The 16,498-nt window shown below is 57.6% G+C and carries 16 protein-coding genes; 14 read left to right on the top strand and 2 right to left on the bottom strand.

Going from position 1 to position 16,498, the window contains the following annotated elements:
• The first annotated feature begins 21 nt into the window (after positions 1–21).
• Together ACTFPK_RS00880 and ACTFPK_RS00875 are read left to right on the top strand one after the other, a co-directional pair.
• Positions 22–885 carry an HAD family hydrolase gene (locus tag ACTFPK_RS00880; RefSeq protein ID WP_284894991.1) on the top strand — a complete coding sequence of 288 codons (864 nt, stop codon included), beginning with the start codon at positions 22–24 and terminating at the stop codon, positions 883–885.
• A gap of 247 nt (positions 886–1,132) precedes the next feature.
• Positions 1,133–1,828, top strand: a complete 696-nt coding sequence (locus ACTFPK_RS00875) for a GntR family transcriptional regulator (RefSeq protein ID WP_274735219.1) — start codon at positions 1,133–1,135, stop codon at positions 1,826–1,828.
• Between the two features lie 8 nt (positions 1,829–1,836).
• Here ACTFPK_RS00875 and ACTFPK_RS00870 read toward each other — a convergent pair whose 3' ends face one another.
• The gene (locus ACTFPK_RS00870) at positions 1,837–2,076 is read right to left on the bottom strand and encodes a hypothetical protein (protein WP_284894992.1); all 240 of its coding nucleotides are present in this window, start codon (positions 2,074–2,076) and stop codon (positions 1,837–1,839) included.
• Positions 2,077–2,301: 225 nt separating this feature from the next.
• Here ACTFPK_RS00870 and ACTFPK_RS00865 point away from each other — a divergent pair, with 225 nt between their 5' ends.
• The 12 genes from ACTFPK_RS00865 to ACTFPK_RS00810 all read left to right on the top strand — a co-directional run bounded on the left by ACTFPK_RS00865 (position 2,302) and on the right by ACTFPK_RS00810 (position 15,334).
• Positions 2,302–2,937: a tripartite tricarboxylate transporter TctB family protein gene (locus tag ACTFPK_RS00865; RefSeq protein WP_284894993.1), complete on the top strand. Its 636-nt coding sequence runs from the start codon at positions 2,302–2,304 to the stop codon at positions 2,935–2,937.
• 18 nt (positions 2,938–2,955) lie between these two features.
• Positions 2,956–4,650, top strand: coding sequence for a tripartite tricarboxylate transporter permease (locus ACTFPK_RS00860; RefSeq protein WP_284894994.1), 1,695 nt, complete (start codon positions 2,956–2,958; stop codon positions 4,648–4,650).
• A 2-nt stretch (positions 4,651–4,652) separates the two neighbouring features.
• Positions 4,653–5,636, top strand: a complete 984-nt coding sequence (locus ACTFPK_RS00855; protein ID WP_126135469.1) for a tripartite tricarboxylate transporter substrate binding protein — start codon at positions 4,653–4,655, stop codon at positions 5,634–5,636.
• Positions 5,637–5,701: 65 nt separating this feature from the next.
• The gene (locus ACTFPK_RS00850) at positions 5,702–6,709 is read left to right on the top strand and encodes a sugar phosphate isomerase/epimerase family protein (RefSeq protein ID WP_284894995.1); all 1,008 of its coding nucleotides are present in this window, start codon (positions 5,702–5,704) and stop codon (positions 6,707–6,709) included.
• Between the two features lie 75 nt (positions 6,710–6,784).
• On the top strand, positions 6,785–7,777 hold the full coding sequence (locus tag ACTFPK_RS00845) for a 4-hydroxythreonine-4-phosphate dehydrogenase PdxA (RefSeq protein ID WP_126135471.1): 993 nt from the start codon (positions 6,785–6,787) through the stop codon (positions 7,775–7,777).
• 35 nt (positions 7,778–7,812) lie between these two features.
• Complete coding sequence (locus tag ACTFPK_RS00840; RefSeq protein ID WP_439910895.1) at positions 7,813–9,126, top strand: MFS transporter; 1,314 nt, start codon at positions 7,813–7,815, stop codon at positions 9,124–9,126.
• Positions 9,127–9,221: 95 nt separating this feature from the next.
• The gene (locus ACTFPK_RS00835) at positions 9,222–10,190 is read left to right on the top strand and encodes an amidohydrolase family protein (protein WP_439910894.1); all 969 of its coding nucleotides are present in this window, start codon (positions 9,222–9,224) and stop codon (positions 10,188–10,190) included.
• Positions 10,191–10,200: 10 nt separating this feature from the next.
• A complete protein-coding gene (locus ACTFPK_RS00830; RefSeq protein WP_284894998.1) occupies positions 10,201–10,908 on the top strand; it encodes a cyclase family protein in 708 nt (235 codons plus the stop codon).
• Positions 10,909–12,228, top strand: a complete 1,320-nt coding sequence (locus ACTFPK_RS00825; protein WP_279058128.1) for an MFS transporter — start codon at positions 10,909–10,911, stop codon at positions 12,226–12,228.
• A 2-nt stretch (positions 12,229–12,230) separates the two neighbouring features.
• Positions 12,231–13,943 carry a dihydroxyacetone kinase family protein gene (locus tag ACTFPK_RS00820; protein ID WP_279058130.1) on the top strand — a complete coding sequence of 571 codons (1,713 nt, stop codon included), beginning with the start codon at positions 12,231–12,233 and terminating at the stop codon, positions 13,941–13,943.
• A gap of 183 nt (positions 13,944–14,126) precedes the next feature.
• Entirely contained in the window at positions 14,127–14,591 is a 465-nt protein-coding gene (locus ACTFPK_RS00815; RefSeq protein WP_126135477.1) for a ribose-5-phosphate isomerase, read from the top strand.
• Positions 14,588–15,334: a triose-phosphate isomerase gene (locus ACTFPK_RS00810; protein ID WP_284894999.1), complete on the top strand. Its 747-nt coding sequence runs from the start codon at positions 14,588–14,590 to the stop codon at positions 15,332–15,334. The genes ACTFPK_RS00815 and ACTFPK_RS00810 overlap by 4 nt, the downstream gene beginning before the upstream one ends.
• Positions 15,335–15,451: 117 nt before the next feature.
• Here ACTFPK_RS00810 and ACTFPK_RS00805 read toward each other — a convergent pair whose 3' ends face one another.
• Positions 15,452–16,477 carry a virulence RhuM family protein gene (locus ACTFPK_RS00805; RefSeq protein WP_274735205.1) on the bottom strand — a complete coding sequence of 342 codons (1,026 nt, stop codon included), beginning with the start codon at positions 16,475–16,477 and terminating at the stop codon, positions 15,452–15,454.
• Positions 16,478–16,498: the final 21 nt, after the last annotated feature.

The following is a 16,498-nucleotide window of genomic DNA, read 5'->3' as shown; positions in this document are numbered from 1 at the left end:
CGAGTAGCGTACCGTGGAGATATGGCTATTCATCTGGACCTGGAAGCAGAGCTTCCCGCAGACCTTCTCACCATTGACGCGCTGGCCCTTGATTTGGACGGCACCCTGGCGCGCAACGACAAACACGTTTCCGATGCCACGATCACGGCACTGGCCCGGCTGCATGCCACCGGCGTCGCGATTATCGTAGCGACCGGCCGGGTATACCCGGCTACCGTGGGGATATACGAGCGTGCCAATATTGACGGCCCGCTGATCGCGGCTAGTGGCGCTATGGCGGTGGCCTCCGTGCGGGATTATGCGCATGGTGAGGTAGGCGCGGCGTCGTACGAACCTATGGATGATGAACTCTACGCGCGCATCCTCGACTTTTGCCGCAAGCATGCCCTCCAGCTGGTTATTTTTGGACGCGACCACCTTTTCGCCAAGGAGGACGGCGAAGCGGTGCGGGTGCTCGCCGAACGCAACGAAGGCGAGCAGCCCATCGTGGCGGATCTGGAGGAGCTGCCGCGCGAGGACCGCCTCAAGGCCGCGCTTTTTGCCAACGACGCCGAGTACGAGCGTATCCGCGCTGATCTTGCGGCGGAATTCCCCAATGCGGCGCGCTCCTATGACGGCACCATTGAGGTGACCAGCCCGGCTACCGATAAATGGGTGGCGCTGCGCACCATCCTCGAGGGGCTCGGCGCCCCGGTTGCTCGCACCGCCGGCATCGGCGATTCCGCGAATGACCTGCCCTGGCTACGCGAAGTGGGTGTGGCGATCTGCCCGTCGAATTCGGTAGCGGCGGTCAGGGACATTTCCGCCTATGAGATCGGCTCCAATGACGAGGATGCCGTGGCTGCGCTGTGCAATCGGATCGCGGAGGCGCGGGAGGGGCGCTGATCAGCAAGCTTACGGACCTCCCGAAAAAGCTAATAAAGTGCGGGCGGCTTGATGAGTGCACTCAAGCCGCCCGCAGTTATCGCAGCGGCGTTCCTTTGCTTAAGTGACCTTGACTCAAGTCCCGGAGCTGGCCCAGCGCCCTCGGTATACTATGCCCATACCCCCGCCTCTGTGACGCGATTCTTTGCGTGCTAACGGCGCGAGACGGTGGGCGAAGAGTGTGTTCATTGGATTCCAAGGAGTCGCCGTGGCCGTCACCGGTTCTCTGCTTAAGCGTCGTCGTGCTGCTTTGCGTGACGAGGTGTATTCCACCATACTCGATATGCTGCTGGGCGGCGTGTTCCAGCCGGAAGAATCTTTGAGCATTGACGGCCTGGCTCGTGATCTCGATGTCTCTCCTACCCCGGTACGCGAAGCCATGGTGGAAATGGAGCATACTGGCCTGGTGGAGCGTCTAGCTCGGCGCGGCTACCGGGTGGCGCCCCCCATCTCTACCGAGCAAATTCGCAAACTCATTGATGTCCGTAAGCTTCTGGAACTCCAGGCGGTTGACTGGGCTTATCCGCACGCCAAGCGACTTCTTCCGGAATTGCGCCAGGCCCACGCCGAACACGAAGTCGCGTGGCAGAATCTCGAACATGAAAAAGGGCACCTTGACCTCGCCCATATCCGCCACTATTTCGATGCCGATTGGAACTTCCATCGCGTTATTATTCGCTACGCCAATAATTCATACCTGGAATCGGCGGTGGATAACCTCGCTTTCCAGGCTCACCGCATTCGCCAAACCGTTGGGGAAGGAAGTTCTGACGGTGCGCAGGCCACTGCGGAGCATCATGCTATTTTGGAGGCTTTCGCCTCGGGTGCGCGCGAGGATGCACTAGCTGCGATGGAAGCCCATCTCAACGGGGTGCTGCGCCGATCAATTTCTGACGCGGAATAAATCGTTTATTAGCATCCACGGCCGGCTTGGCGAATGCGCCGCGCGGCAAGCGCGAGGCTGATAAAGATCCACGCAGGCCAAGCCCAGCAAGTAGCTAAGGCGAAGTAGGTGGTTCGCCGTGCGCCCCGATCCAGCTGCGAGTGGGGATCCTTTGCTGCGCGGCGCAATCCGCGGACCAGGTTAATAGCCCAGAGCACCGCGACACCTAGGTAGATAACAACCCCGACCGTGATGAGAATCTGCCCCATCGCTCCTCCTTCGGCATCGGTGTGACGGCTGAGAACGTCTCGCTTTTGTGTAGCTTCGGCATGTCACAGTACCGCGCGACCCTTGTCACAGAATCCTATACGATATAGGATATTGGAAACTTAGTAGCGCGCGTCACTGTCGATGTCGGTTTCAAAGCAGAAACGTCATCCCTACCACAGAAGTGCACTACCAGAAGGAAAGGTTGCTCGATGAGGAGTACAACGGTGAAGACCGATGGAGACCCTGGGATGCACCCACCCGGCGCGGTTTCTCCGAACACCACGGGTGCCACCACAAGCGCGCCGGCACAAGCCCAACGCCAGTGCGGAAATCGGGATATCGGCGCACTGGCTTTCCGCCTCGTTATTTTAGGTATCGGCATCTACGTCATTGTGTCGGGGTGGAATTACGGACTATCAGAAACCAATGGCGAAGTTGGTGCCGGGCTCATGCCTTTCGTCGCCGGTTGCGTTATTGTCCTCGCCTCGATTTGGGATCTCATTCGCTCCAACATCACGAAGCCCGCGCCGGAAACTGACTCAGAAGATGACGAATCCGTCCAGCTGATGGAACAGTATGCGGCAGAAGAAACGCCCGCGGAAGGTGAACGCACCGAACGCCAGCGTCAGCTCGCGGTAGTCTACGTCTTCCTCGCAATGCTTGGCGCAATTATCCTCACCCGCGTGATCGGCCTGCTGTTTTCCGTCACGCTCATGGTCTTTGTCCTCGTTGTTTTCGTGGAACGGCGCAAATGGTGGCAGGGGCTCCTCGCTGCTATTCTCACCTTCCTCTTCGGCTACGTGGTTTTCTCTGTGCTTCTCCAAGTGCCGCTTCCTACCGGGATGCTTGACCTGGTGTAAGGGAGGAACGAACATATCATGATTGAGAATCTTCTACTCGGTTTCCAAACATCTCTCACCCCAGACAACCTGCTCTGGTGTTTCATCGGGGTACTTCTCGGTACCGTTATTGGGATGCTCCCCGGACTGGGGGCCACCACGGGCGTGGCAATTCTGCTGCCTCTTACCCTCACGATGGAACCGGTCACCGCGCTCATTATGCTCGCGGGTATTTACTACGGGTGCCAGTACGGCGGCACGATTGCTGCGGTCCTCATTGCCACTCCGGGAGATGCGAGCGCCGTCGCAACAGTTATAGATGGCTACTCTCTAGCCCGAAAAGGAAAAGCTGGTAAGGCGCTCGCGATTGCTGCCATCGGCTCCTTCTTCGCCGCCATTGTTTCCCTTATTCTGCTCTGCTTGGTGGCAGCTCCTATTGCTCAATTCGCGCTGCGTTTCGGCCCGGCTGAAATGCTCGCCATTATGATCATGGGCCTGCTCACCATCATCTCCTTCTCCGGCGATAACCTCGCCAAGGGCCTCATGATGGCCGGTATTGGCCTAGTGCTCTCCACCGTGGGAATGTCCTCGGCCTTCGCGGCTTCGCGCTTCACCTTTGGAAGCGTGAGTTTGCTGGGCGGCATTGATTTCGTCGTCGTTATGATCGGAGTATTCGCCATCGGTGAAGTAGTGTCCCAGATCGGTGCGGGCACCGCGAAACCGATTCGTGCCCGCATGCGTGACATGGTCATTAAGCCCTCCGATATTAAGCAGGCTTTTCCGGCCATTACTCGTGGTACCGGGCTTGGATTTGTACTCGGCTGCCTGCCCGGTGCGGGGTCCACTCTTGCCTCCCTGGTTGCCTACGGCGCGGAAAAGCAGGTCTCCAAGAACTCCCGCAACTTTGGTAAGGGCGCTATTGAAGGCGTAGCAGCCTCCGAATCTGCAAATAACGCCGCGGCCAATGCGAATTTCGTTCCGACTCTCGCGCTGGGCGTTCCCGGTGGTACGACGACGGCAGTTCTCCTCAGCGCATTTGTCATGTACGGGATCCAGCCGGGGCCCCTCCTCTTTGAGAATCAACCTACGTTGGTGTGGGGTTTGCTAACGTCTTTCTTCATCGGGAACGTTATCCTGCTCGTCCTCAACCTGCCCATGGCACCCGTCTTTGCCCAAGTTCTGCGCCTGCCTTACTCCTACCTCTATCCCCTCATTATCTTCTTCTCGATGTTTGGGGCATTTGCAGTAGAGAATGGTGTTTTCGCACTCACGGTTCTTTTCGTTGCTGGCTTGGCTGGGTTCTTCATCAAGAAATATAACTATCCGACGGCGCCGCTCATCCTGGGCATGGTGCTTGGGCCCATGGTGGAACGTTATCTGGTGCAGACTTCTGCTTTCAGTCAGGGCGATCTCACCATCGTATTCCGTCAGCCCCTAGCCTTGACCATCCTTGGCATCACCCTTGCCATCATGGTGGTCCCGGGCCTCCTCAAGCGTTTTTCACGTAAATCCAGCCGCAAATCCGCGGCGGCCGAAGTTCCCGCAGAAGCGACTTCCGCGATTGAGTCTGTGCCGTCCGTGGATGCTGCGCAACCTGCTGCCGTGGGGGAGTGCACCGGCTCGGCCGCGCGCGGAACCCGCGCTCTCGACACGACAACCACCCCACCGCCGGGTCTTGCGCTAGGCGGTGACATCCCCCAATCCGGATCAACGACGATCAACTCTAAGGAATAACAATGAAAATATCACGACTCATGAGCGGTATCGCCGCTGTTAGCTGCGCGCTCCTTGCCCTCTCCGGTTGTCAGGATAAGGGCGGGGGTTCCTCCGCGGGAGGAAGCGATTTCGATCCCGGCGCCCGTATCACCATGGTGGTACCTATGGCCCCCGGTGGTGGTTCCGATATGTCAGGCCGTGCCATCGCCTCCGGCCTGGAGAACGTCACAGGTAAGTCCATCTCGGTGGAGAATCGCCAGGGTGCCGGCGGCGCCGTCGGCTATGCTGCGTTCCTGGGCGAAGAAGGTGATAGTTCCAAGCTCCTCGCCACCGAAACCGCCCTCATAAACCTTCCTCTCACCGAAAATGTGCCCTTCACGTGGCGTAGTTTCACCCCGATCATGAAGGTGGGTCAGGACTCGACGATCATGGTTGTAAAGAAGGGCTCTCCTTACAATTCCTGCCGTGCTGTGGTGGATGCGGCGAAGGCCGGTCCTGTCAAGGTTTCCATATCCGGTGGTGTGACCGGTAACGACGCTATCCAATTTGGCCTTATCGAAAAGGACCAGGGTGTGCAGTTCCAACGCGTGCCCTACGAATCCGGAGGTGAAGCCGTGACTGCGTTGCTCGGCGGACACGTTGATGTCGCCCTGGGTAATCCCAGCGAAGTGATGGGCCAGCTGGAAGCCGGCGATCTTGTTCCCCTGTGCGTGATCTCCGAAGATCGCTATAGCTACGATGCGCTCAAGGATATCCCCACCACCGTGGAGGAAGGCATTAACGTGACCTTCTCCCAGTTCCGCGGTCTTATCGCGACAGGTGGGATCAGCGAAGAAGCCCGCGAGTACTGGATTGATGCAGCAAAGAAGTACAGCGAAAGCAAGGACTTCACCAACTACATGGAAACCAATTTCATGCAGATCGATCCTCTCTTCGGCGATGATTTCGTCAAGTACCTCGAAGGGTACGAAGCAGATCTCAAGAAGGGACTCGGGCAGAGCTAAGGCTCGCCAGCAATAAGCAGATAAGCGCCGGCCCCGGAACCGGGGCCGGCGAAAGGAGTGATGAGGTGTATACGGCGGATACCTGGCCAATTGCGGCCAAGATGAATTTCGGATCCCGCACAGAAACAGGGGAGGATATAGGAACCGCACCGGTAAGCGTATGGGAAGACCAGCTTCTCCAAGTCAAGGAGCTTGGTTTCGGTGCCATTGATCCGATGGATGATTGGGTTCCCCTTGTTGAGATATCCGAGGAACGCTTCGCGTCTTTCCGGGATATGTGCCGCGATCTCGACCTCAGCATTCCCGCTATTTCCGTAGGTAGGCGTTCCGTCGTCGATGTTCGCAACGGAGATACCAATCTTGCCTTCGTACATGACCTCATTGACCGCGGGCATGAGCTCGGGGCACAGGTCATCAATATCGGCTTTATGGAGGCCCTCACCCCGGCGCAGGAAAAAGCGCTGTGGTTCTGGTTAGCACCCGGGCACGTATGCGATCCGCAATTGCGTCCGCTCGCGGTGGAACGGGTGCGGGAACTAGCCCGGCACGCCGGCCAGCTCGGAATGCACATCAGCCTGGAAATGTACGAAGACACCTACGTGGGAACCCACGACGGCGCGGTGAGTTTCGTGCGTGATATTGACCGTGACAACGTGGGGCTTAATCCGGATATCGGCAACCTCATTCGCCTGCACCGGCCCATGCCCAGCTACCAGGACATGTTCGATGCGGTTCTTCCCTACGCCAATTACTGGCATATCAAGAACTATATTCGCGATGAGGACCCGGAAACTGGCACCTATATGTCCGCGCCGGTTCCCCTGGAAAGCGGACTTATTAACTACCGCGCCGTGATTCGGCAAGCTTTGCGGGGTGGCTTTACCGGAGCATTCATGGTGGAACACTACGGCTCGGACTGGCTGGGAGTGGGAGCAACAAATGCCCGCTATATCCGCCAGGTACTGCGCTCCGCACTGCGCACCATTGATCCTTTCAACGCGAATCTTTCCGCCACGGGCCAGGGTGCCATTGGACAGATTACTCGTGAGTCGGCCCCCGCACCGTCGTACTAATCCCCGAACCTATTTACCCCAGTTATCCGTCCGTCACTGGCCGCACGAGCGACCACAGCTACAAAGGAGAAAACAATGACTATCGTTCCCAATCTTGCTATGACTATCGGTGATCCCTCAGGCATCGGCCCCGAACTGGCGATGAAGTTATGTGCCGATGAGGAGAACCGTCAGAAGGCCAATATTAAGCTGCTTGCATCGGCTTCCGAAGTAGAGAAATACTGCGCGGAGCTCTCTCTGAGCTTCCCCTATTCGGAAGAAGCGAAGCCCGGTGAGGTGCAGATCGTGGGATCCGAGCTCCAAGATCAGCCCGTTAAACGCGGGGAGCATTCCGTGGAAGGCGGTCGGCGTGTGAAATCCGATCTCCTCAAGGCTATCGGCATGTACAAGGACGGCAAAGCGGATGCGATTATTTTCCTCCCCCTCAACAAAGCCGCGCTCCACGAAGCCGGCATGCATGAAGAGGACGAGCTGCGTTGGTTCGCCAAGGAACTCAATTACGACGGCTTCACTTCCGAACTCAATTTCATTCCCGGGCTCACCACTTCGCGCGTTACTTCGCATTGTGGAATCTCGCAAGTAGCCGCCCGTATTAACGCCCGAGCGGTTCGCGATGCCATTAACCTTCTCAACGATGTTATTAAGGGCATCGGAGTAGAAGAACCGCGTATCGCGGTATGCGCGCTCAACCCGCACGGTGGAGAATCCGGGCAGTTCGGCCGGGAAGAAATTGACCATATTGCCCCTGGGGTGGAACTCGCCCAGTTTGATGGTGTTAATGTGCAGGGTCCCTTCCCGCCGGACACCACCTTCATGCGAGCCCAGAAGGGGAATTTCGACGGCGTTGTCACGATGTACCACGATCAGGGCCAGATTGCTCTCAAGACCATTGGCTTCGATAAGGGTGTGACGGTTCAGGGAGGTTTGCCCGTGCCGTTGGCCACCCCGGCCCACGGCACCGCCTACGAAATCGTGGGCCAGGGTATTGCCTCCATCGGTCCCTCCCAGCGAGCCTTTGATATTGCTACTTCCCTCGGGGTCAAGACCGCAGAAGCGGCCCAGGCATAGAAAGCCGGTTCACCATGTCCGTTAATAAGCACGCAGTGAGCCACCCACGCAAGGGTAAAAAATCGAAGATTCGCATTGAAGTCTTCATGATTTTGTGGCTCATTATTCTGCTCAACTATATTGACCGCACCACCCTGTCCATCGCCCTGCCCTTTATCGATAAGGAACTGGGCATCGATGAGGATATGCAGGGATGGATTCTTTCTACTTTCTTCTGGACCTACCTCATCTTCCAGGTTCCGGGTGGTTGGCTCCTCGATAAATTCGGGCCACGCCGCGTTATCGGTGCGGCCGGAGCACTTTGGGGCGGAACCCAGATGGTTATTGGTTTTATCCACACCGGCTTGGGCTTCGGGGTATCCCGCTTGCTCCTCGGTGCATTGGAAGCACCGTGTGCGCCCTCGGGCTCCAAGCTCAGCTCTTCTTGGTTGCCTTCCGGGGAACGTGCCCGCGGCGCCACTTTCGTGGATATGGCCGGGGCCTTCGGATCCGCTGTGGGTGGCATTATGGTCACCGCAATAATTGGATTCTTCGGGTCCTGGCGCTGGGCTTTCTATATAACCGGCGGGATCACGGTGATCGTTGCGATTATCTACTACATCTGGGTGCGTGACACTCCGGAAGAACACCCACGGGTGAGCGCGGAAGAACTCGAACACATCCGCGAAGGTGAGGTAGGTCAGGAAGGGGCCGAACTCACCGCAGAAGAAAAGGCCAAGCTCCCGCGCATCGTTGACTATGCACGTTCCACCTCCTGGTGGGCCTTCTGGTTCGGGCGTCTTGGCTGGGCCACAGTATGGTGGGGCCTCATTTCCTGGACCCCGTCCTATCTCTCGCGTGCCCGCGATTTCGATTTAGCCGGCCTAGGCTGGGGCACCTTCTTCATGTTCATGATGGGCGTGGTGGGCCAGCTGGTAGCCGGGTGGCTCGCGGACTGGGGCCGGCGCACCTTCAATGATTACAACAAGGTCATGAAGGCATTACTGGTCGGTTCCGCCCTCGGCATGGCGGTATGCGTGGCGGCAATTCCCTTCGCACCATCCGGAATGACCGCACTTTTCCTGCTCTCTGGCGCGGTGTTCTTCACGAACTTCGGTGGGCTGTACTGGGCTATTCCGGCTTGGCTCGCCCCGAAGAGCCAGGTGGGAACGGTTGGTTCTGTCATGAACATGGCCTCATCCCTGGGCGGTGCGCTTGCTCCCATCATCATGGGCTACGCGATCAAGGCAGCCGGGGGCTCCTTTACTGGAGCGTTCGTCTTCCTCGCCTGCGCGGCAGGACTGTACATGATCGGTTCTGCCCTCATTAATTTCAATCGTCCCTTGGCGCAGCGGCGGCTTATCGCCTAAGCGCGCCTCGTAGCGACGAATTTTTGGGTGAGGTGGTGCCATTGCGGCATGTGCCACCGCAATGGCACCACCGCACCCGGACCAAGGAGGAAACAATGGAGTTATACACAGGTCCAGTTATTGACGCGCATCATCACTTTTGGGAGCCGCATCTGGGTTACCAACCCTGGTTGCGCCCCGATGCGCATATCCCCTTCCGCTACGGAAATTACGATCCAATCAAAGTTGATTTCTTGCCGGCGGATCTCACCGATTTAGCCGCGAGTATTAATCTCAACCTCGTCGGTTCGGTAACGATGGAAACCGAATGGGAACTCGATGATCCGGTTGGCGAAATGCGCTACACCCAAAATATCGCGGATCGCTTCGGCCTCCCCAACGCCGGGGTAGGGCATGCGATTCTCAAAGATCCGCAGGTGCAGGGAACCCTTGAAGAACTAGCTGAGATTCCTATTGTGCGCGGGGTTCGTAATAAGCCCGGGCAGTCAGATTCTCCGGTTAGTGCAGAAAGCAACCCGAGCCTGCTCACCGATCCGCAGTGGCAGAAGGGTTACGCAGCGTTGCGTGCCGTCGGATTTAGTTTCGACCTGCAGGTGGCCTGGTGGCATATGACCGAGGCGAAAACCGTTCTGGAGCAGAACCCGGATATTCCCCTCATCATTAACCACTCCGGGCTGCCCGCGGATCGCCACCCGGATATGATCGCCGGCTGGGTGCGCGCACTGGACTTCATGGCGCAATATCCGCAGGTCTCCATCAAGATTTCCGGGATCGGGTTGAAAGACCAGCCCTGGACCGTGGAAAATAACCGTCCCATCGTGGAAAGAATCACCGAGATTTTCGGAACCGAACGCATTATGTTCGCCTCGAATTTCCCGGTCGATTCCATTGCCGGAAGCTTCGCAGACATCTGGAATGGCTTCCGCGAGATCACGAGCGGATGGTCCCAGGCGGAACAACGAGCCGCCTACGCAGAGAACGCGGTGCGGATCTACCGCCTCCCGCAAGACCTGCTCAACACAACATCGGAAGCCGTGCGCACGGCAGCGCACGCAGAAAAATAGGACAACTACTATGGGATTTTTCGATCACTACCGCGTCGTCGACCTGTCGATGCTTATTGAGCCGCATTGGCGTTTTGCTCCGGAGTTCGCTTTCAAGGAACTCCCGAAACCGGAATTTACCTTCCGGTCCACTGTTCTTAAAGATTACGGTGCCCATAATTTCTCCCATTGCGATGCGCCACAGCATGTTGATCGAGCCCTCGAAACCATCGAGATGCTCCCCATCGAGCGTTTCTGCGGGGAAGCAAGTCTTATTGACGTCGCAGATTTGGGTGATAACGCTGCACTTTCCCGTGAAGTTCTTGAGGCGCGGGCGGGCGCGGTACGCGCCGGCGACGTCGTACTTATCCGCAGCAACCAGGCACTGCGCCACCCCACAACCGTGCCAGAATTCTGGACCAGGTCCCCGTGGATCACGAAGTCCGGTGCGGAATACCTCCTCGAGCTTGAGGCCAAGGCAATTGCTTTTGATTTCCCGCAGGACCGCGCGATCCGCGAACCGTACCTCACGGATTTTGAGCACCATGAACCCGTTGAAGACTGGGCCTGCCATACCGTGCTGCTTCCCAAAGGGATTCTGCAAATCGAATACTTGGCCGGGCTGGAGCAACTTAGCCAGGAACGCTTCCTCTTCTTTGCTGCACCCTTGAAAATCAAAGGCGCGGATGGTGGTCCCGCACGCGTCTATGCGCTCGAAGTAATCGCCGAGGAGGCATAAATGACAACCCCGGTCCACGTTCCCACGTCAGCGCGGCGCCGCTGGAAAATTCTCATTCCCGTTATTATCACGATCTACATCATCGCGTATATTGACCGTGTCAATATTGGCTTCGGCATGGAAGGCATCCGAGAAAGTCTCAATATGGATGCTTCCCAGGCCGGATTTGCCGCGGGAATCTTCTTCATAGGGTACCTCGTACTCCAGGTCCCGGGCGGCTACCTAGCGCAGAAGTGGAGTGCCCGGAAAGTTGTCTTTGTGCTCATGATCGGGTGGGGAGTCTGTGCGATTCTCGCTGGTTTCGTCCACTCGTATACGCAGCTACTTATCGCTCGTTTCACGCTCGGGGTATTCGAGGGTGGGGTGCAGCCAGCACTCATGGTTCTCATTTCGAGGTGGTTCTCCAAGGCGGAACGCGGGCGGGCCTTCTCGCTGTTCATCATGCACAATCCCATCGCCACGATCATCACAGGCCCCTTCGCCGGCCTTATCCTCATGTACGGGAACTGGCGCGAACTCTTCATTATTCAGGGTGCGCTGCCGCTGGTCATCGGCGTGGGGCTGTGGTGGTATTTCGCGGCCGATAATCCGGATACCGCCCGGTGGATTGACCAGGATGAAAAGGACGAGATCCGCGCCCTGCAAATCATTGATGGTAACGAAAAGCCGGTGGAATCGGATTGGCGCCTCGCGGTGCGTAATCCCTTCACCTGGTACCTGGCCTTCCTGGGGATGTTTGTGTGGCTGGGCTTCTACGGGCTCCAGATTTGGCTTCCCACCCTCCTCAAGCAGTCTTTCCACGGTTCTCTTACGGTGGGTCTAGTTTCCGCGATCCCGCCCGTTTGCGCTGGTATCGCTATTTGGTTCAACGGGAAGGGCGCGGACCGAGATCAGCGCTATTGCACCCGCGTGGGTATTCCGCTCATCCTTGGCGGCATTATCCTGGCGCTTTCCTCTTTCGTGACGGCGGACCAGCGATGGCTGGTGGTGATCGCCCTCGCGGCGGCAACCGCCTGCCAGCTCTCCTTCTTCGCTCCGTACTGGACGATCAACTCCCTGCTGCTGCCCCCTGCGGCGGTGGGTGCCGGCTTCGGTATCATTAACGGTATCGGGAACCTCGGCGGGATGCTCGGCCCGTACCTCGGCGGATGGCTGCAAGACCTCACGAACGGAAATATGTTCGCTACCACGGTGTTCTTCGGGGTATCGGTCGCCGTTGCCGGAATTATGGCTTTCGGCCTGTCCGGTGCGGTGCGAGCCAAAATCGCTGAGGATCGTGCCCGCCAGAGTGCAATCCTCGCAGATCAACCAACGGAGTAACAATGACGTTTATCTACAACGATCCTAAACAATTCCCCGCTGAAGCCCTCGCGGGTTTCATCGCCGCTAATGAGCGGTACGTGGAGGCGGTGCACGGCGGCGTCGTACGGTCTACTACCTCCCCGGAGGGCGAAGTGGCGCTGGTCATTGGGGGTGGTTCGGGGCACTACCCGGCCTTCCCTGGCTGGGTCGGTCCAGGTATGGCGCACGGTTGCGTATGTGGGAACATTTTCGCTTCCCCCTCGCAGTCCCAAGTAACCGCGGTATCTCAAGCTGCTGATAACGGCGGTGGTGTGCTCCTCATGTACGGCAATTACGCCGGGGACGTTCTCCACTTTGGGAAAGCCGCCAGTATTATGCGTGCGGACGGTCTAGATGTGCGCGAAGTACAGATTTCTGACGACGTCGCATCGGGGATCCCGGAAAAACACCGTGAGCGCCGGGGTATTGCGGGTGACCTTTTCGTCGTGAAAGTAACCGGCGGGGCAATCGCCGCCGGGTACAACCTGGACGAAGCCGAACGCATTGGCTGGCACGCCAATGATTCCACCCGTACCCTCGGGGTCGCTTTCACCGGCTGCACCCTCCCGGGATCGGGCGATCCGCTCTTCACCGTGCCTGATGGAAAATTCGCTCTCGGGCTTGGGATTCACGGTGAGCCCGGGATCTCCGAACACGAACATGCCACCGCGGATGAACTGGCAACCCTTCTGGTTGACGGTGTTCTTGCCGAAGAACCCGAGCGCCGCGAGGGCGGCTACAGCGGGCGCGTGACGGTGATCGTTAACGGGCTGGGCGGAGTGAAGTACGAAGAAATGTTCGTGCTCTACCACGCAGTCTCTAGCATCCTGGCCGAACGTGGCCTGGAGGTCGTGGCGCCGGTCGTAGGTGAACAGGTGACCTCACTCGATATGGCCGGTGTTTCTCTCACCGTTGCTTTTCTCGATGAGGAACTGGAGAAGTTCTGGCTGTCCGGTGCGGATACCCCCGCTTTCCGTACTGGAAACGTGGAGAACCAGCAACGCCGCGAACGCCCCGTTGCGGAAGTGCACGCGGTGGAACTCAGTGCCGGCACGCCCGAATCGGCAGCGCAGGCGGAACGCATCGCCGTCGTCTTCACCGCTTTTGCCGATGCTGCTATCGCGGCGGAAGCGGATCTGGGCAAGCTGGATTCCATCGCTGGGGACGGTGATCACGGTCAAGGCATGACCCTCGGCTCGGTAGCTGCACGCGATGCGGTCCGCCGGGCCCTCTCCGCCAAGGCGGGAGCTGCGAGCCTGGTGGACTCGGCTGGCAAAGCATGGTCCGAAGGTGCGGGTGGTACCTCGGGTGCACTCTGGGGAGATGCCATCTGCCAAGCTGCCAGCCATCTTGACGATGGAGGAGCGGTTTCGGCCGAAATATTGGGCGCGGCCGTCGTTGATGCGGCGCGAAATGTGGCGCGCGACGGTGGTGCCGTCGTCGGAGATAAAACGATGGTGGACGCAACCGAACCTTTTGCCGATGCACTGGAAAAGGAGCTTGCCGAAGGCGTGGGGCTCAAGGACGCCTGGACGCGCGCGGCCGAAGTAGCCCGTCAGGCCGCCGAAGCTACTTCGGAGCTGGCTGCACGCAAGGGCAGGGCCAAGACACACGGCGATGCGTCACTCGGTCACCCGGATCCGGGCGCGGTGTCTTTCGCCCTCCTCATGGCCGCGGCAGCGGAGGCGCTCTGATATCAATCTGCACGAACCGCGCAAAAAGATAGGATAAAGTGATGACAAGACGCTAAAATATGGCTTGTTGCGCGGTTCGTGTGGTGGAATAGCGGTGAGCGGTTGTTACCTCAATGTGGCGTGGCTCGTAAGAATGTACCAAGCCGTATATACGTGGCTAGAAAAGAAAACAAAGGAGAAAACATGGGATTTCGTGTGGTGGTGCTCGGTGATTCGGCCGGGTACGGATACAAGGACCTCATCAAGGCTGATCTGGAGAAGGATGAGCGCATCGACGAAGTGATCGACCTGGGTCTCAAGGAAGGCGAATCTGCGCTTTATCCGAACCTCGCTACCGCGGGTGCGGAAATGATTGCGCGCGGCGAGGCTGACCGTGGTATTTTCGTATGCGGGACCGGAATGGGCGTGGCTATGTCCGCTAATAAGGTGAAAGGCATTCGCGCCTCGACCGCGCATGACTCCTATTCGGTGGAACGCCTGGTGCTCTCCAATAACGCCCAGGTGCTGTGCCTGGGGCAGCGGGTTATCGGTGCGGAACTCGCGCGACGACTGGCCAAAGAATTTTTCAATTATGAATTCGACCCGAGCTCGCATTCCAAGGCCAATGTGGATGCCATTTGCGCCTATGACGGTTCACTGGAGGAATGATGCTTTGGGTTGGAACTAGCTGGAAAATGAACGGCACCCGCGCTTTCGCACGGGACTATGCTCGCGCACTCGCCGGCCTTGATGTGGCCAGCCTAGGTGATATCCAGCCTTTTATTATTCCTTCGTTTACTGCCATTGATGTGGCAGCTAGCGAGCTTGAGGGAACCAGAATCCTGGTGGGTGCGCAGAATGCGGCCTGGGAAGATGCCGGGGCGTGGACCGGGGAAGTATCGATCCCTCAGGCAATCGATGCCGGGGCCACCCTGATTGAGATGGGGCATTCTGAGCGGCGTGAGTACTTCGGGGAAACGGACGAGACTGTTAACCTCAAGATCAAAGCTGCGCTGCGCCACGGGGCTATCCCACTGGTGTGCTTCGGTGAGCCGGCCGAGGTATTTGAGGCGGGGGAGACCCTTCCCTTTATCACCGCGCAGATTAATGCGGCCCTGGATGGGATAGCGGATACTTCCCGCGTGCTCCTCGCCTACGAACCGATCTGGGCAATTGGGGAACATGGGCGCCCACCGCGGCGCGAGGACCTGGTACGTACCTTTGCCGCGCTCGCGGAGCGTTACGGGGATCGCGTGGAGGCCATCCTCTATGGAGGCTCCGTCAATCACGATAACAACAAGGATATTCTGGGAATCCCGGGCGTGGGTGGCCTGTTTATTGGCCGTTCGGCATGGACCGCGGAAGGATATATTCGCAACCTCGAACTCGCTGCGGAAGCGATGCGCGAGTAGCGAGAAGAAGGTGTGGTGTCGCGGGGCTCTTTCTATGCTTTGCGAGTACCTGCGTTGGGGAGGCTGCCGTTGGAAACAAATTCTGGACGGCAGCTTGCCCGAACGTAAATTAATTATCTAAGGTTGTCCGTGATCCTCGTTGACCCGTTCTGCTTGGAGAGCAAACTTATCGAAATCTGATTCATAGGTGAGATCCTGCACCACTCGATATTTGGAGAACTCCTCTAGTGCGTGTTCATCGGCAAGGTTCTTTGAAATTTTTCCCGCATTGTTCAGCAGTTCACGACTATCGAGGGTAAGAACTTGGTCGAGGAACTGTACCCAGTCGTTCATAGTAGTGGCAATGTGACGGCGTGCGCGTGACTCTGCAAGGTTTAAATACGCTTCTACCAACCGCCCCAAATCATCAAGCTCGTTCTTGGTGAGGTAGTTTTTGCCGATGGTCACGTCACCCGCGAGCACTTTACCGTCAGGCGAATTTTTCCACGAAGTTAAACCCATATGTGGTTTCTTAGCATCGGCTCTCTCGGTGATGAGTTCCGCCGCGGTGTGTCCGTGTACAGCATAGTGAAGCTTGTTTTGGACAGTAGCGAAGAAAGTCCGGGTTGTGGGCGCTTTGGCATCATAATCGACAGCTGTTGAATAGATGTCGGTTATCTTCTGGTAGAAACGCCTCTCTGAGAGCCTGATTTCCCGCACTTCTTGGAGGAGTTGCTCAAAGTAGTCCTCGCCAAGAATGTCGCCAGTTTCCATACGTTCTCGGTCAATCACGTAGCCACGTAAAGTGAAATCACGCAGGATGCCAGTGGCCCACTGCCGGAATTGAGTGGCGCGTATTGAATTGATCCGGTAACCAACCGAGATAATTGCGTCCAGGTTGTAGTGCTGTGTGAGGTAGTTTTTTCCGTCAGTAGCAGTTATCCGGAATTTCCGGATAACTGCAGAATCCGACAACTCCCCCGATTGGAAAATATTTCGCAAGTGTTCGCTTACGGTTCGGACGTCGACGTCAAACAATTGTGCCATCAACTTCTGGGTAAGCCAGATGGTACTTTCTTCGTACCGTACTTCAACGCTGTTAGCCGCATTGGTCGTAAACACCAAAAACTTAGCAGTGCTGTGCCGAACAAGCTTCTTAGACATCTTCAACTCTTTATGCTTCAT

This window comes from Actinotignum sp. UMB0459 (assembly GCF_051905915.1).
In the GTDB taxonomy this organism is placed as follows: Bacteria; Actinomycetota; Actinomycetes; order Actinomycetales; family Actinomycetaceae; genus Actinotignum; species Actinotignum sanguinis.
This window is presented reverse-complemented; position numbering and strand designations above follow the sequence as displayed.

Bases quoted from the DNA above. Each gene is read 5' to 3' on its own strand.
- ACTFPK_RS00880 (WP_284894991.1), top strand. From the start codon at position 22: ATGGCTATTCATCTGGACCTGGAAGCAGAGCTTCCCGCAGACCTTCTC.
- ACTFPK_RS00870 (WP_284894992.1), bottom strand. From the start codon at position 2,076: ATGGGGCAGATTCTCATCACGGTCGGGGTTGTTATCTACCTAGGTGTC.
- ACTFPK_RS00860 (WP_284894994.1), top strand. From the start codon at position 2,956: ATGATTGAGAATCTTCTACTCGGTTTCCAAACATCTCTCACCCCAGAC.
- ACTFPK_RS00855 (WP_126135469.1), top strand. From the start codon at position 4,653: ATGAAAATATCACGACTCATGAGCGGTATCGCCGCTGTTAGCTGCGCG.
- ACTFPK_RS00845 (WP_126135471.1), top strand. From the start codon at position 6,785: ATGACTATCGTTCCCAATCTTGCTATGACTATCGGTGATCCCTCAGGC.
- ACTFPK_RS00835 (WP_439910894.1), top strand. From the start codon at position 9,222: ATGGAGTTATACACAGGTCCAGTTATTGACGCGCATCATCACTTTTGG.
- ACTFPK_RS00830 (WP_284894998.1), top strand. From the start codon at position 10,201: ATGGGATTTTTCGATCACTACCGCGTCGTCGACCTGTCGATGCTTATT.
- ACTFPK_RS00825 (WP_279058128.1), top strand. From the start codon at position 10,909: ATGACAACCCCGGTCCACGTTCCCACGTCAGCGCGGCGCCGCTGGAAA.
- ACTFPK_RS00820 (WP_279058130.1), top strand. From the start codon at position 12,231: ATGACGTTTATCTACAACGATCCTAAACAATTCCCCGCTGAAGCCCTC.
- ACTFPK_RS00815 (WP_126135477.1), top strand. From the start codon at position 14,127: ATGGGATTTCGTGTGGTGGTGCTCGGTGATTCGGCCGGGTACGGATAC.
- ACTFPK_RS00810 (WP_284894999.1), top strand. From the start codon at position 14,588: ATGATGCTTTGGGTTGGAACTAGCTGGAAAATGAACGGCACCCGCGCT.
- ACTFPK_RS00805 (WP_274735205.1), bottom strand. From the start codon at position 16,477: ATGTCTAAGAAGCTTGTTCGGCACAGCACTGCTAAGTTTTTGGTGTTT.